Source organism: Cupriavidus malaysiensis (assembly GCF_001854325.1).
GTDB classification, from domain to species: Bacteria; Pseudomonadota; Gammaproteobacteria; order Burkholderiales; family Burkholderiaceae; genus Cupriavidus; species Cupriavidus malaysiensis.
The window spans coordinates 1,563,777-1,577,944 of the sequence record NZ_CP017755.1 but is presented as its reverse complement, the minus strand read 5'-3'; the positions used below and the strand labels follow the sequence as shown (position 1 = coordinate 1,577,944).

14 protein-coding genes are annotated in these 14,168 nt (G+C 67.4%); 9 read left to right on the top strand and 5 right to left on the bottom strand.

The annotated features are described in order from the left end of the window. Window positions 1-5 precede the first annotated feature (5 nt). The 7 genes from BKK80_RS26540 to BKK80_RS26510 all read left to right on the top strand — a co-directional run bounded on the left by BKK80_RS26540 (window position 6) and on the right by BKK80_RS26510 (window position 8,090). Entirely contained in the window at window positions 6-1,244 is a 1,239-nt protein-coding gene (locus BKK80_RS26540) for a Rieske 2Fe-2S domain-containing protein (RefSeq protein ID WP_071071942.1), read from the top strand. Window positions 1,245-1,306: 62 nt separating this feature from the next. Beyond that, window positions 1,307-2,293 (top strand): tripartite tricarboxylate transporter substrate-binding protein, encoded by a 987-nt coding sequence (locus tag BKK80_RS26535; protein WP_071020470.1) that lies wholly within the window; start codon window positions 1,307-1,309, stop codon window positions 2,291-2,293. Between the two features lie 18 nt (window positions 2,294-2,311). Further along, window positions 2,312-3,595 (top strand): aromatic ring-hydroxylating dioxygenase subunit alpha, encoded by a 1,284-nt coding sequence (locus BKK80_RS26530; RefSeq protein ID WP_071071940.1) that lies wholly within the window; start codon window positions 2,312-2,314, stop codon window positions 3,593-3,595. 81 nt (window positions 3,596-3,676) lie between these two features. Further along, the gene (locus BKK80_RS26525) at window positions 3,677-4,645 is read left to right on the top strand and encodes a PDR/VanB family oxidoreductase (RefSeq protein ID WP_071020475.1); all 969 of its coding nucleotides are present in this window, start codon (window positions 3,677-3,679) and stop codon (window positions 4,643-4,645) included. Window positions 4,646-4,685: 40 nt separating this feature from the next. After that, entirely contained in the window at window positions 4,686-5,483 is a 798-nt protein-coding gene (locus BKK80_RS26520) for a crotonase/enoyl-CoA hydratase family protein (RefSeq protein ID WP_071020478.1), read from the top strand. Between the two features lie 8 nt (window positions 5,484-5,491). Then, a complete protein-coding gene (locus BKK80_RS26515; protein WP_071071938.1) occupies window positions 5,492-6,838 on the top strand; it encodes a 3-hydroxyacyl-CoA dehydrogenase in 1,347 nt (448 codons plus the stop codon). A gap of 178 nt (window positions 6,839-7,016) precedes the next feature. Continuing rightward, window positions 7,017-8,090, top strand: a complete 1,074-nt coding sequence (locus BKK80_RS26510; RefSeq protein WP_071020483.1) for a porin — start codon at window positions 7,017-7,019, stop codon at window positions 8,088-8,090. Window positions 8,091-8,181: 91 nt separating this feature from the next. Here the strand turns inward: BKK80_RS26510 and BKK80_RS26505 are convergent, their stop codons facing one another. Further along, window positions 8,182-8,373, bottom strand: a complete 192-nt coding sequence (locus BKK80_RS26505) for a hypothetical protein (protein ID WP_156811493.1) — start codon at window positions 8,371-8,373, stop codon at window positions 8,182-8,184. Between the two features lie 23 nt (window positions 8,374-8,396). Beyond that, window positions 8,397-9,293, bottom strand: a complete 897-nt coding sequence (locus tag BKK80_RS26500) for a LysR family transcriptional regulator (RefSeq protein ID WP_071020489.1) — start codon at window positions 9,291-9,293, stop codon at window positions 8,397-8,399. A 147-nt stretch (window positions 9,294-9,440) separates the two neighbouring features. Between BKK80_RS26500 and BKK80_RS26495 the strand changes: the two genes are divergently transcribed. After that, window positions 9,441-10,211, top strand: coding sequence for a sulfite exporter TauE/SafE family protein (locus tag BKK80_RS26495; RefSeq protein ID WP_157903346.1), 771 nt, complete (start codon window positions 9,441-9,443; stop codon window positions 10,209-10,211). 47 nt (window positions 10,212-10,258) lie between these two features. Here BKK80_RS26495 and BKK80_RS26490 read toward each other — a convergent pair whose 3' ends face one another. Beyond that, complete coding sequence (locus BKK80_RS26490) at window positions 10,259-10,966, bottom strand: SDR family oxidoreductase (protein WP_071039893.1); 708 nt, start codon at window positions 10,964-10,966, stop codon at window positions 10,259-10,261. 310 nt (window positions 10,967-11,276) lie between these two features. Here BKK80_RS26490 and BKK80_RS26485 point away from each other — a divergent pair, with 310 nt between their 5' ends. Then, a complete protein-coding gene (locus BKK80_RS26485) occupies window positions 11,277-11,876 on the top strand; it encodes a TetR/AcrR family transcriptional regulator (protein ID WP_071020494.1) in 600 nt (199 codons plus the stop codon). A gap of 72 nt (window positions 11,877-11,948) precedes the next feature. Here BKK80_RS26485 and BKK80_RS26480 read toward each other — a convergent pair whose 3' ends face one another. Both BKK80_RS26480 and BKK80_RS26475 read right to left on the bottom strand, forming a co-directional pair. Continuing rightward, window positions 11,949-12,956 (bottom strand): sulfate ABC transporter substrate-binding protein, encoded by a 1,008-nt coding sequence (locus tag BKK80_RS26480; RefSeq protein ID WP_071020496.1) that lies wholly within the window; start codon window positions 12,954-12,956, stop codon window positions 11,949-11,951. Window positions 12,957-13,181: 225 nt separating this feature from the next. Beyond that, window positions 13,182-14,033 (bottom strand): HD-GYP domain-containing protein, encoded by an 852-nt coding sequence (locus BKK80_RS26475; RefSeq protein WP_231908136.1) that lies wholly within the window; start codon window positions 14,031-14,033, stop codon window positions 13,182-13,184. Window positions 14,034-14,168: the final 135 nt, after the last annotated feature.

The window sequence follows — 14,168 nt, the reverse complement described above, 5'->3', positions numbered from 1 at the left end:
ACACCATGCCGATGACAAAGGAAGACAATGAGCTGTTGACGCGGGTCGATGACGGCGCACCGATGGGCGAGATGATCCGCCAGCACTACTGGATTCCGGCCGTGCCGTCCTCCAAGCTGGTAGCTGACGGCGCGCCGGTGCGGGTGCGCCTGCTTGGCGCCAATTACGTCGCGTTCCGCACCACCGATGGCAGCGTGGGCGTGCTCGACGAACTGTGTCCGCACCGCAAGACCTCGCTGCTGATGGGGCGCAACGAGAACAACGGCTTGCGCTGTATCTTTCACGGATGGAAGCTCAACGCGCATGGCGAGGTGGTCGAGGCGCCGAACCACGTCGGCGACCAGCAGCAGTTCTGCAAGCACGTGCGCGTCAATCGCTACCGGGTGGAAGATCGGGGCGGCATCGTCTGGGTGTGGCTGGGCCGCGGCGACACGCCACCGAAGTTCCCCGAGCTGCCCTTCGTCTCCCTGCCCGAGAGCCAGCGTTCGGTCACCAGCCAGGAAGTGCCGACCAACTGGGTCCAGGGCGTGGAAGCTTCGATGGATTCATCGCACGTCGGTGTGCTGCATGAGTCGACCACGCAGATCACCGCCGGATCGGGCAACCAGCGCTTGCACATGACAAAGGCGCTGGCGCCGCGACTGGAGTTCGAGGATCGTCCCTACGGCTACCGCTACGCGGCAATCCGCCCGCTCAGCGATGACCAGGTCTACGTGCGCCTCAATAACTTCGTGATGCCCTGGTACGGCATCATCTGCGCGCCCGATGCGAACGGCCCGAGTACCGTGTTCTTCTCCACCCCCGTCGACGACGTCACGCACCGCGCCTGGTTCGTCCACTTCAATCCACACCGTCCGCTCGGTATGACCGTGATGTCGGCCACGCCGGATGTATGGGCGTTCCCGCCGCTGCCGCCCGGCGGCCCGGAGGACAACTGGGGCCAGAACCGGGATCTGATGAAGCGCGGCCACGCCACCGGCTTCCCGCAGCACCTCGGCACCGAGGACTTCGCCATGTTCCTCGGCCAGGGGCCGATCGCCGACCGCACCACGGAGCAACTCTGCTCAGCCGACGGCGCGGTGCTGCGCGTACGCCAGGCCTTGCTGAAATCCGTGCGCGAGTTCCAGGCCGGACGCACACCAACGCTGGCCGACAGCCCTGAGCTGGACTACCGCCAGGCGGTATCGGTCGGCGGTGTGCTGCCGGCCGGCAGCGACTGGCGCGACCTCTCAAGCGCCGCCTGAGCACCGCCGCCAGGACAAGCAGCGCCCCCGATTCCCCAATAAAAACAAACCCGGAGACAACCATGACCAGCCTCCGCCGCCGCAGGCTGCTGAAGGCCGCCTGTGCGGGCCTCTGCATGCCGGCCGCGTCCTTTGCCGACATGCGCGGCAAACCATTGATCCGGATCTTGCTGGGCCTGCCGCCTGGTGGTGGCACAGACGCCATCGCGCGCTACTTCTCCGACGCGCTGTCCTCATTGCTCGAGCAGCCGGTGATTATCGAGAACCGTGTCGGTGTTGGCGGCAGGCTCGCAGCAGATGCGCTGAAGTCCGCCGCACCGGACGGTCTCACTTACATGATCGCTCCCAACGCCACGCCGACCTTCCAGACGCTCGTGTTCGGCAATCAGCTCAAATGGGATATCTGGCGGGACTTCGAGCCGGTTGCCGGCCTGGTTTCCTTTCCCTGCGGGATGGCTGCCGGCGCTGCCACGCGGGCCGGCAACGCTCGCGACTTCGCCCGGTGGGCCAAGGCCAATCCGGGTCAGGCCACGTTCGGCACACCGGGCCTGGGCGGTCAGAATCACTTCCTCGGCCTGCAGTTCGCCAAGGCAGCCGGCATCGACCTGGCCGTCGCCCCCTACAAGGGAACGCCGCCGATGATCACCGACCTGCTCGGCGGACATATCGCCAGCGCCGTCACGCTGCTCGAGGACCTGCGCAGATACCACCAGGCGGGCCGGATCCAATTGCTCGGCATCTTTAGCGAGAAGCGCTCCGTGCTCGCACCGGAGATGCCGACCATGGCCGAGCAGGGCATCGATGTCACGCATGGCGACGGCTGGACCGCGATGTGGGCGCCGGCCCGCACGCCCGTACGCGAGATCGCACGCATGCAGCAGGCCTTGCGCACGATCCTCTCGACGCCAAGGTCGCGCGACTTCCTGATGAAGGATCTCGCCGTCGTTCCAGACTACCTCGACGACCAGCAGATGGCGCGCCGCCAGCGCGCCGAGCTTGAAACCTGGGCGCCGATCATCAAGGCATCCGGCTTCCGAGCCGAGCTCTGACCCTGGCAGGAATATCGTATGTTGAGCGAAGACAAGAACCGACTGCTGACCAGCGTCGGAGCCGGCACGCCGATGGGTGAGGTACTGCGCCGCCACTGGCATCCGATCGCAGGCGTCGACGAACTGGAACGCGAGGCCATCAAGCCCGTCCGCCTGATGGGTGAGGACCTGGTCCTCTACAAGGATCTGAGCGGCGACTACGGCCTGGTGGCCCGACACTGCGCCCACCGACGCGCCGATCTCGCCTACGGCTATGTGGAACAGCACGGCCTGCGCTGCAATTACCACGGATGGTGCTATGACGCGCGTGGCCGCTGCATCGAGCAACCATTCGAGGAAGTCGCCGATCCGGCCGCCAGGCTGCGCGAGCGTGTTCGCCTCAAGGCCTACCACGTCGCAGCCAAGGCCGGCATGCTGTGGGCTTACCTGGGACCGGATCCTGTGCCACAACTGCCGGACTGGGAGCCCTTCAGCTGGGGCAATGGCTTCGTCCAGGTGGTGTTCGCCGATGTTCCCTGCAACTGGCTGCAAGCACAGGAGAACTCGATCGACCCGGTACACTTTGAATGGATGCACGCCAACTGGGGGCGACAACTGCGCGGCGAAGCCGGGCGGCGCGCGCCGCGCCACCTGCGGCTCGGCTTCGAAGAATTCGAACACGGCTTCCTCTACAAGCGCATCAGCGAAGATACCGACGAGCGGCATCCCCTGTGGACCATCGGCCGGGTCTGCCTGTGGCCGAACGGCTTCTTCCTCGGCGATCACTTCGAGTGGCGGGTGCCGGTGGACGACACCAACACGCTGAGCGTCACCTGGTCGTTCATCCGCGTCCCGCGCGAGGCCGAGCCTTTCGTGCAGCGCACGATCCCGAGCTGGAAGAGCCCCACGCGCGATCCCGCCACGGGCCGCTGGATCTCCAGCCATGTGATCAACCAGGACATCATCGCCTGGGTCGGACAAGGCCCGGTCACCGACCGCACGCGCGAGAACCTGGGTGCCAGCGACAAAGGCATCGCCATGATCCGCCGGCGCTTGTTTGACGACATCGACGCCGTCGCGCAAGGGCGCGACCCCAAAGGCGTGATCCGCGACGCGCACGCCAACCGGCGCCTGATTCTACCGAGCGATTCGCGTGACTTTTTTCTCGACGGCCTGCCGCGCGCCGAGTACGAACGCCATCCGAAGTGGAACAAACTGCTGCGCCACTTCATCTTCCACGCCGGCCAGCCCGAGGCCGTCCGCCGTGCCTGCGAGGCAGCCACCGGCGTTGCCATCGAGGACATCGATGTCGTGGATGTCTGAGCGGGAGGCCATTGCCTCTGCATCGGCTTGCACAGCCGCGGCCCGCGGTACGCGGTACGTCGCCCAGCCTGGAGACAAAAATTGAATCATACTGAAACCCTGCAATTGCGCGTCAAGTCCATCACCTGGGAAGCCGATGGCATCCTGAGCTACGAGCTGCATCCGGAGCCACCGCTCAAGGATCTGCCTGCCTTCGGCGCCGGCGCGCACATCGACCTGCACCTGCCCAACGGGCTGATCCGCAGCTATTCCCTCCTGAATGCGCCTGGCGAACGCCGGCGCTATGTCATCGGCGTCAACAAGGACGCCCGCAGCCGTGGCGGCTCGCGCTACCTGCATGAAATACTGCGCCCGGGCGACACCGTCACCGTCGCGCCACCTCGCAACAATTTCCCTCTCGACGAAAACGCACCGCTCAGTGTATTCATCGCCGGCGGCATCGGCATCACACCGATCTTCGGCATGATTCAGCGCCTGCGTGCGCTTGGCCGTCCCTGGCACCTGCATTACGCGGCACGCACGCGCAGGCAGGCCGCCTTTGTCGACGCACTCGAAGCCATGCATGGCCTGGATGGCGCGGAGGTACACATGACCTTCGACCGTGAGGCGGGCGCTCGCATGCTCGACATCCCCGCCATCGCCGCCACACTGCCGGACGGCGCCCATATCTACTGCTGCGGCCCTGTGCAGATGCTGGAGGCCTTTGAGACCGCCACCGCGGCGCTGCCGCCGGACAGGGTCCACCGCGAGTACTTCGCGGCGCGCGAAGCGGCCGCAACCGAAGGTGGCTTCGTCGTGCAACTGGCGCGCACGGGACGCAGCCTCGAGGTGCCCAGCGGCAAGACCATCCTTGACTGCCTGCTCAGCGAGGGCATCGAGCCGCCCTATTCCTGCCAGGAAGGTGTGTGCGGCACCTGCGAAGTACGCGTGCTGGAAGGCGTGCCCGACCACCGCGATCTCGTGCTGAGCGAAGCGGAACGCGCGACGAACAAGCGCATGATGATCTGCTGCTCCGGAGCGAAGAGCCGCAAGCTCATCCTCGATCTTTGAGCTCAGCGCTCCCCCGAAATCCCTACAAGGAAACAAGACCATGAGCAATGAACTGGTGACCTACGCGCTCGACGGCAATGTCGCGCTGATTGGCCTGAACCGGCCCGAAAAACGCAACGCGATCAACGAGGACGTGGTGTGGGCGCTGCGCGATGCCGTCGTTCGCGCCGGCGAGGAGGCAGACGTCGGCGTACTGTTCGGCCACGGCAGCAACTTCTGCGCGGGCCTGGACCTGAAGGAAGCACTGGCTCGCGCTTCTGGCGACATGCCGCGCCCGCGCAAGCGCCAGCGCCATTCCTGGCACACCGTGTTCGACATCATCGCGCGCGGCCCCATCCCCTTCGTGGCTGCGCTGCATGGAGCAGTGGTCGGCGGCGGGCTGGAGCTGGCCACCGCGGCACATATACGCGTGGCTGACGAGTCGGCCTTCTTCGGCCTGCCCGAGGGACAGCGCGGCATCTTCGTCGGCGGTGGCGGAACGGTACGCATCCAGCGCGTGGTCGGCTACACGGTGATGGCCGACATGATGCTGACCGGACGCCTGCTCAATGCAGCCGAGGGCGAGCGCGAGCACATCGTGCGCTACGTGGTGCCAGCCGGCAAAGCACTGGACAAAGCACGCGAACTGGCGGCGCTGATCGCCCGCAACACCGCCGACACCAACTGGCGCATCACCAACGTACTGCCACGCATCAACGACCTGTCGCACGACGATGGGCTATTCGTCGAATACCTGACCTCCAATATCCCGCGCCCACCGGAAGCCTCGGAACGCCTGCGCGACTTCGTCGAAGGCCGCGCCAAGCCGTTGGCCACCCCTGGCAACCAGTCGAACTGAACCCGATCATGACCACGCTCCCCATCACGCCGCAATCCCAGGCAGCGCAGGACGCCGCCGAATACGTGCGCATTGCCCAGGCCGAGGCCGCAAACATCCCGGGCATCCCGGTCGACACGACGACACGCCCGATCCACGAAGTTGCCGTTGTCGGCGCCGGTACCATGGGGGGTGGCATTGCCATGGCCCTCGCCAATATCGGCATTCCCGTCACCTTGATCGACAGCAGTGCGCAAGGACTCGCATCCGGACTTCAACGCGTGCGTGACAACTATGCCGGCAGCGTCGCGCGCGGCAGGCTCGATGCGGCAGCCATGGAGGAGCGGCTTGCCCGAATCCGCGGCTCGGTCGACTTGGCCGATGCGGCTTCAGCAGATCTCGTGATCGAAGCTGTCTTCGAAGACCTGGCGCTCAAGCAGCAGATCTTCCGCCAGCTCGATGCACTCTGTAAGCCAGGCGCAATTCTCGCCACCAACACCTCGGGGCTGGACGTCGACGCAATCGCCGACGCCACGCGGCGCCCGCAGGACGTGATTGGCGCCCACTTCTTCAGCCCCGCCCACGTGATGCGCCTTCTCGAAGTGGTCCGCGCCCGGGAGACCGCGCCGGACGTGATCGCCACACTGATGGGGCTGGGCCGGAAGATGGGAAAGACATCCGTGCTGGCGCGCATCTACCCAGGCTTCATCGGCAATGCGCTGTTTCGCAACTACACGCGCGAAGCACACTTCCTCCTCGAAGAAGGCGCGCTACCGCACGAGGTAGACCAGGCACTGATGAGTTTTGGCTACGCCATGGGCATCTTTGCCGTGCACGACATGGCGGGAAACGACGTCGGCTACCAGACGCGCAAGGCGCAAATGGCGACACGGCCGCAGGACAGGCGCTGGAACGACATGATCCTCAAACTGACGGAGCAGGGCCGCCTCGGACAGAAGAGCGGCGCTGGATGGTACCGCTACGAGCCCGGGAGCCGCACGCCGCATCGAGACCCGCAGCTGGAGCAATTCATCGTCGAAGAGTCTGCGCGGCTCGGCTTCAAGCGGCGCCCCATCAGCGAAGAAGAGATTCTCAAGCGTTGCCTGTACGGCATGGTCAACGAAGGGGCCAGGCTGCTCGAACAAGGTATCGCGCTGCGTCCGAGTGACATCGACATCGTCTACGTCACCGGGTACGGCTTCCCGGCCTACCGCGGCGGACCGATGTACTACGCAGACCAGATCGGGCTGGCCAGCGTGTACGCCGATATCCAACGCTTCCACGATGAGCACGGTTACTGGTGGCAACCCTCCCCCCTGCTGGCGGAACTCGCTCGCAACGGCCGGCGCTTCTCCGACTGGTCCGCCGCAGCTTGATTCGCTGTCCGACACATCACTGTCAAACGTAGCGCCGCGCAGGTAGAAATAATTTCATATGTTGTATTTTTTCACCAACATAACGTATACCACTAATTATTTTACAAATACCAGTATGCGATGATCGGTCATCAATCAGCGTACTGAGAACAACCGAGACGAAGAAGGAGGAAACTAGATGAAGACGCGTCTTTTCGGGCTCGCCTGTGCACTGGCCAGTGCCGCCGCGGCAGCCCAAACATCCGGGGTCACGCTCTATGGGGTCGTCGACGCCAACGTGGAGTACACCAATCACAACCTGGGCAGCGGTTCAGGCGGACAATCCAGAGTCGCCCTGAACTCCGGTGGCCTGTCGCCCAGCCGGTGGGGCCTGCGTGGCACAGAAGACTTGGGCGGAGGCAAGCGGGCCATTTTTGCCTTGGAGAGTGGCTTCAGCCTGGACACGGGCAGTTCGACGCAAGGCGGGAGGTTATTCGGCCGCCAGGCATGGGTTGGCCTCGGTGCGGGCGGTCATCAGGTAACGTTGGGGCGTCAATACACATCGCTGTTTCTGATGATGGCCAACTATTCGCCGACGGCCTATGCCACCACCTATGAACCCGTGGTCGGCATCGCCGGGGCAAATCTGCGCGAGGACAATATGGTGAAATACCATCTCGACCTCGGCCCCCTGGCAGCGGAAATGCACTGGAGCTTCGGCGAGCAGCCAGGCACGGTGCAAGGCTCGGCTGGATACGGTGCCGGCTTCGACTACCGCATCGGTCAGCTCGGCATCGCGGGTGCCTACGATAGCATCAATAGCGCCAAGACGGCCGGCAATTTCAGCCGCACGCAGAAGGCAGCCGTGGGCCTGCGTTACCAGATCACGCCCGACCTGCTGATGCAAGCCGCCTATCGCTACAACAACAACGGCATCGTCGCCACCAACACGGCCGCACGTGACGACATGTGGTGGTTCGCCTTGAACTATCAGGCAAGCGGCGCCCTGCAACTGACCGGCGCGTTCTACTACGACAACGTGAAGAGGCTCTACACCGCGACGGGCGTGACCTCTCCGAGGAAGCCCTGGCAAGTCACCTTGATCGCCGACTATTCGCTTTCGAAGCGAACCGACGTCTATCTCAGCACAGCCTACACGAAGAACGCCGCACTCAACTTCGAGAACCTGAACGGCGCAATCGCGGCGTACCAGATCGCGCCCAACGAAAAGGACCAGCTTGGCGTGGCGGTAGGCCTTCGCCACAAGTTCTGAGCCTGCGCCGCTGGCTTCGCCCGGCCTGGGCGAAGCCAGCGGCCCATGGAACCTGCTCGATTTCGCCTTTGCGCATCACATCGGATCCGCGCTACGCGTCGGAAGAGGCCTGCGCCATCGCACAAGCGGCGTCAAGCGCGCACAGGACGGTCAAAACCGCTTCAATGCGCAAGAGGCCATAGCCGCATTCGCTGTCACACAGCGCAAAGGCGTCACCGGCTGCATCGTACTGCAGCCCAGGCATCTGCTTGGCCAGGGCCAGGCCGCTCTCCAGCGTGGACAACGGCCTCATTGTGATTCAGGACACTACTGTCCTGGCGCTCCTTGCAGCAGATGCCGCACCAGTTGCCGCGTCGGCACCGGCAGAGCCTCGAGCTCGCGCACGCAGAGCATCAGGCTGCGCGCCGCCCAGGCGTCGCTCAGGGCGATGCGCTTGATGCCGGCGGCGCGGGCGCAGCGCACCGCCACTGCCTGTGGCACGATGCCGACGCCGATCCCCGCGCCGACCATGCGGCAGATCGCCTCCAGGCTGCGCAGCCGGACCCGGTAGGCCAGGCGCCGGCCCTGGCGCCGCGCGTGGTGTTCGACGTGCTCCTGCAGCGCGCTGCCTTCGGACAGGCCGACGAAGGGCTGGTCGACCACGTCGGCCAGGCTGGCGCCGGCGCGCTGGGCCAGCGCATGGCCGCGCGGCACGATCAGCGCGAGCGGGTCGGCACGGAATACGAAAGACTGCAGGCCGGCGAGATCGGCCGCGTCGGATACCACGCCGATATCGCACAGGTCGTTGCGCACCGCGTCGACGATCTCGTAGCTGACCCGCTCCTCCAGCTCCACCGAGATCAGCGGGTGCTCCGCGAGGAAGCCGCTGAGGGCCTGCGGCAGATGCTCGCTCAGCGCGGAGGTATTGCACAGCAGGCGGATATGGCCCTGCAGCCCGCGACCGTAGCCGCCCAGCTCGCCTTGCAGGCGTTCTACCTGATGCAGCACCAGGCGGGCATGCTGGGCCAGCGTGTGGCCGGCGGCGGTCGGGCGCACGCCACGCCGCTCGCGCAACAGCAGCGCGGCGCCGAGCGTGTCCTCCATGGCGCGCACGCGCTCGCTGGCCGATGCCAGCGTCATGTGCGTCGCCTCTGCCCCGCCCGTGATGGTGCCCGCCTCGAGGACGTTGAGGAAAAGCCGCAGGTCGGTCAGGTCGAAACGCATGCCGCCACCTTAGCACGTCCTGCCTCTGGTCCTGCCTGAGGCTCGCTTCGTGACTTCCAAATTTGCGAGGTGCCGGAAGGCGCCCACAATGCGTTCCGCAACGCTGCCCGTCCCGAGACCCGATGCGGTATCCACCGCCCTGCCGACATGCCTGCCGAAGCCTTCTCCCTGCCCGACGCCGCGCCGCTGCTGGCGGCCACCGCCGTGTTCGCCGCTGCCGGCGTCGCCAAAGGCGTGGTCGGGCTGGGACTGCCGACCTTCTCGATGGCCATGCTGGCCCTGTTCATGCCGCCCGCGCAGGCCGCCGCGCTGCTGATCCTGCCGTCCTTCTTCACCAATGTCTGGCAGGTGCGGCCCTGGGCCGCGCTGGGGCCGGTGGCGCGTCGGCTGGCGCCGATGCAGTGCGGCGCCTGTGCCGGCACGCTGGCCGGCGCCTGGCTGCTGGGCGCGCCCGCCGGCGCCTGGGCCGGGGTGGCGCTCGGCCTGGCGCTGCTTGCCTACGCCGCCTGGGGCCTGGCCGGCGCCCACTGGACGGTGCCGCCACGGGCCGAGCGCTGGCTGGGCCCCGCCCTCGGCGCCGCCACCGGGCTGGTGACGGCCGCCACCGGCGTCTTCGTCATCCCTGCCGTGCCCTACCTGCAAGCCCTCGGCCTGCGGCGCGACGAACTGATCCAGGCCATGGGCCTGTCCTTCACGGTGTCCACGCTGGCGCTGGCGGCGGGCCTCGCCCTCAGCACCAGCTATTCGGGCCGGCTGCTGGGCGAGTCCGCGCTGATGCTGGCGCCCGCGCTGGCCGGCATGGCTGCCGGCCAATGGCTGCGCCAGAGGCTGTCGCCGCTGCTGTTCAAGCGCTGCTTCCTCGGCACGCTGGCGCTGCTGGGCCTGCACATGGTCCTGCGCGAACTGCTGACACTCTGATCCCGCGCGCGCCCGGCAGCGTCCGGCGGCGCCCTCCGGCACCCGCCTCAGCGCTGCGGCGGGTCCAGGTAGATGCCGGGCTGCTGCGACAGTCCCTGCTTGACCGCGCGCGTGATGTCGTCGGCGAGCACCTCTTCCTGGCCCTCAGTGATGCCATCCAGCAGTTGCGCCGCGACGTCGCGCGCATCCGCCTTGGGCACGTCGAAGCCCTTGGTGAGATCGGTGTCGATGAAGCCGACGTGCAGGCCCACCACCTGGGTGCCCTGCCCGCGCAGTTCATTGCGCAGGCCGTTGGTGAAGCCCCAGGCCGCCGACTTGGAGGCCGCGTAGACACTGAGCCGGCCGGCATTGATCCAGCTCGCCACCGACAGCACGTTGGCGATGGCCCCACCGCCGTTCGCTGCCAGCACCGGCGCGAAGGCCTGGCTCATGTGGATCAATCCGTACAGGTTGGTCTCGAAGATCTCGCGCGTGGCGTCGGCGGCCTGCGCATCGAGGAAACCGATCACGCGCGCGATGCCCGCATTGTTGACCAGCAGGTTGACGTCACCGCACTGCGCGGCTGCCGCCGCGGCGGCAGCGGGATCGGTGACATCGAGGCGCACCGGCTCGACGCCGGGCAGGTCGAGGCGCTCCGGCTGGCGCACGCCGGCGTAGACCTTGCGCGCGCCCCGCGCGAGCAGGGCCTCGGCGATGGCACGGCCGAGGCCGCGATTGGCACCCGTGACGAGGGCGACGGCATTCTGGATCTGCACAGTGGATTCCTTTCCGGCAACGGGCCGGATGCAATGCATCGGGTGGATGAAGCGTATCGAATCGATCGAGCGGTCAGGACGGACCGGAGCGGACCGGATGGAGCAGGCAGGACACGGCGCCGCCGCTCGGCAAGGCACTTGCCCCCGCCGCTCCCGGTGGCCGGTGCCGGCGGTTTTTGGATGTTAGTTGTCATGTATCTGGATGTCAAATAACATCCAGAAAGGCGGGGCAATCGGCGACAGGCCATCCGGCAGCGGCCGAGCCCGCACGCCGCACATGTGCATCAACATGTGCAACCACAGGGACACCATGGGCCACTCAAGGGAAGACAAACGGGAAAGCCACGCCCGCATCGTGCAGGCGGCGGCCCGGCGCTTTCGCGAGCGAGGCATCGAAGGCCTGAGCATCGCCGGCCTGATGCAGGAAGCCGGGCTCACGCACGGCGGCTTCTACAAGCATTTCGATTCGCGCGGCGCGCTGGTGAAGGAAGCGCTCGACTGCGCGCTGTCAGCGTCGGCCCAGGCGGGCACGGACGGCGCCGGCTTCCGCCAGCGCGTCGAGGCCTATCTCAGCCCGGCGCACCGCGACGCGCCGGGCAGCGGCTGCGCGGTGGCGGCACTGGCAGGCGATGTCGGACGCGCCGACGATGCGGCACGCGCCCGTTACGCGCAGCAACTGCGCCAGTCGCTAGGGACGCTCGCCGGACTGCTTGGCGGCACGGAGGGAGCGGCCCGGGCGCAGGCCGAGGTCCGCGCCATGGTCGCCTTCAGCGCCATGGTGGGCGCGCTCGGCCTGGCGCGCGCCTGCGCCGGGGATCCGCTGTCGGACGAGATCCTGGCGACGGTGCGGGCCTATCTTGGCGACAGCTTCGCCCCCGGCGCCGAGGGCCCTGCCTCGCCCATGGATTGAGCCAGGACACCAGCGGCGGCGGAACCCTGCCGCCAACGGCCGCCGCGCGGTACCGGCGGATGATGCCAGCGGCTACTGGCGCGCCTGGTAGATCTTGTCGAACTCGCCGCCGTCGGCGAAATGGCGCGCCTGCGCCTGGGCCCAGCTGCCGAACACCTCGCTGACGGTGAAGAGCTGGAGCGGGCGGAACTGCGCCGCATGCGCCCTGAGTACGGCGGCGGAGCGCGGGCGGTAGAACTGCCGCGCGATCACGTCCTGGCCGGCATCGGACCACAGGTATTGCAGGTAGGCGGTGGCTACCTTGCGCGTGCCGCGCTTGTCCACCACCTTGTCGACCACGGCCACCGGCGCCTCTGCCACGATCGACTGGCTCGGGTAGACCACGTCGAAGCCGTCGCCCAGCTCCTTGCGGATCTGCAGCACCTCGCTTTCGAAGGTGGCCAGCACGTCGCCGAGCTGGCGCTGCGTGAAGGTGGTGGTGGCGCCGCGTCCGCCGGTGTCGAGCACCGGCACGTTGCGGAACAGGCGCGCGACCGCCTCGCGCGCCTGGGCCTCGCCGCCGCCCTTGCGCAGGGCCGCGCCCCAGGCCGCCAGGTAGGTGTAGCGGCCGTTGCCCGAGGTCTTGGGATTGGGCACGATCACCTGCACCCCGGCGCGGCCCAGGTCGTCCCAGTCGGCGATGCGCTTCGGGTTGCCCTTGCGCACCAGGAACACGATGGTGGAATAGTACGGCGCGGCGTTGTCCGGCAGGCGCTTCTTCCAGTCCTGCGCCACCACGCCCTTGTGCACCAGGATGTCGATATCGGTTTCCTGGTTCATCGTCACCACGTCCGCGTCGAGGCCATCGGCGACCGCGCGGGCCTGCTTGCTGGAGCCGCCGTGCGACTGGTTGACGGTCACGGTCTCGCCGCTGGCCTGCTTCCAGCTGGCGACGAAGCCGGGATTGAGTTCGCGGTACAGCTCGCGCGTGACGTCATAGCCGGCGTTGAGGATGGCGGTGTCGGCGCGCGCAGGCAGCGCGGCGGCGGCCAGCGTGGCGCTGGCGAGCAGGGAAACGAGGCGGATCGGGATCGTGGACATGGCTTCGGACAGGAACCAGAAAGGGCGTCGGCGCGCGCGGCGCCACCCGCCTGCGGGGGGCGCTCCATCGCGCCTGCGCCGATTGTCCCGGCCTCGCCTTGTACTTAGAACGAAGCAATGTGCATTTACTTATACGTATCTCCATTGATACAAAGCCTCGCACGGACAGCTGCTGCCTCCTGGTGCCGGTGCCGGTGCCGGTGCCGCGGGAACGCCGTGGCCGCCTCAGGCCGGCACGGACAAGCGCAGCGCGTGCTGCGCCAGCCGCGAGGCAACGCGCGCCGCCAGGCGGAAGTCCTGTGGCGCCAGGCGGTAGAAGTCGGAGACCGCCTGGGTATCGCTGCCCCGCGCCAGCAAGGCATCGGCCGTCGCGCGTGCGCGCCGCACCTGGGCGAAGCCATCGAGGAAGGCGCGCACCGCCTCGGGATCGAAATGCGTGCCGCTGCCGCCGGCGATGATCGAGCAGGCATCGTCATCCGTCATGCGGGGGCGGTAGCAGCGCGTCTCGGTCATGGCGTCGAAGGCATCGGCCACCGCCACCACGCGCGCCGCCAGGGGAATGCCGTGGCCCGCCAGCCGCGCCGGATAGCCGCTGCCATCGAAGCGTTCGTGGTGATGGCGCGCGATCATTGCCGCGAACTGCAGCAATTCGTGGCTGCCCGAGGCCAGCGCCTCGGCACCGATCTCGGTATGCCGCTCCATGGTGCGCCATTCGTCCGGCGCCAACCGGCCGGGCTTGAGCAGGATCTCATCTGGAATCGCCAGCTTGCCGACATCATGCACGGGGGTAACCAGGCGGATACGCTGCTGCAGGGTGGCATCCAGGGCCATCAGGTCGGCCAGGCAGGCCGCGATATGGGCGGTGCGGATCAGGTGGCCGGCCGCGCCGGGATAGCGTGCGCAGCCGGCCATGGTCAGGCTGGCCAGCGTGACCATGGCGCGGTGCTCACCGCCGCAGCTTGCCGCGGCGCCGGCGCGGCGGCCGGCGGGCGTGGTGCCCGGGTGGGTTGCCAGGGCCGGGCCGGCATGCGGCGCGTCGTGGCCGCGCGGATCTGGGGGGGCGCCGTCGACCGTCATCGATCGCCTCCTGGGGCGGAAGCTGTTGTCATCTTCATTTCTTCAAGGCTGGAGTCTTGCTGCTGGCCCCGCGGCGGCGACACCGCCCGCGGGGCAGGCCAGTGTAGCAACGGCGGCCGCAGCCCGGCAGCCGCC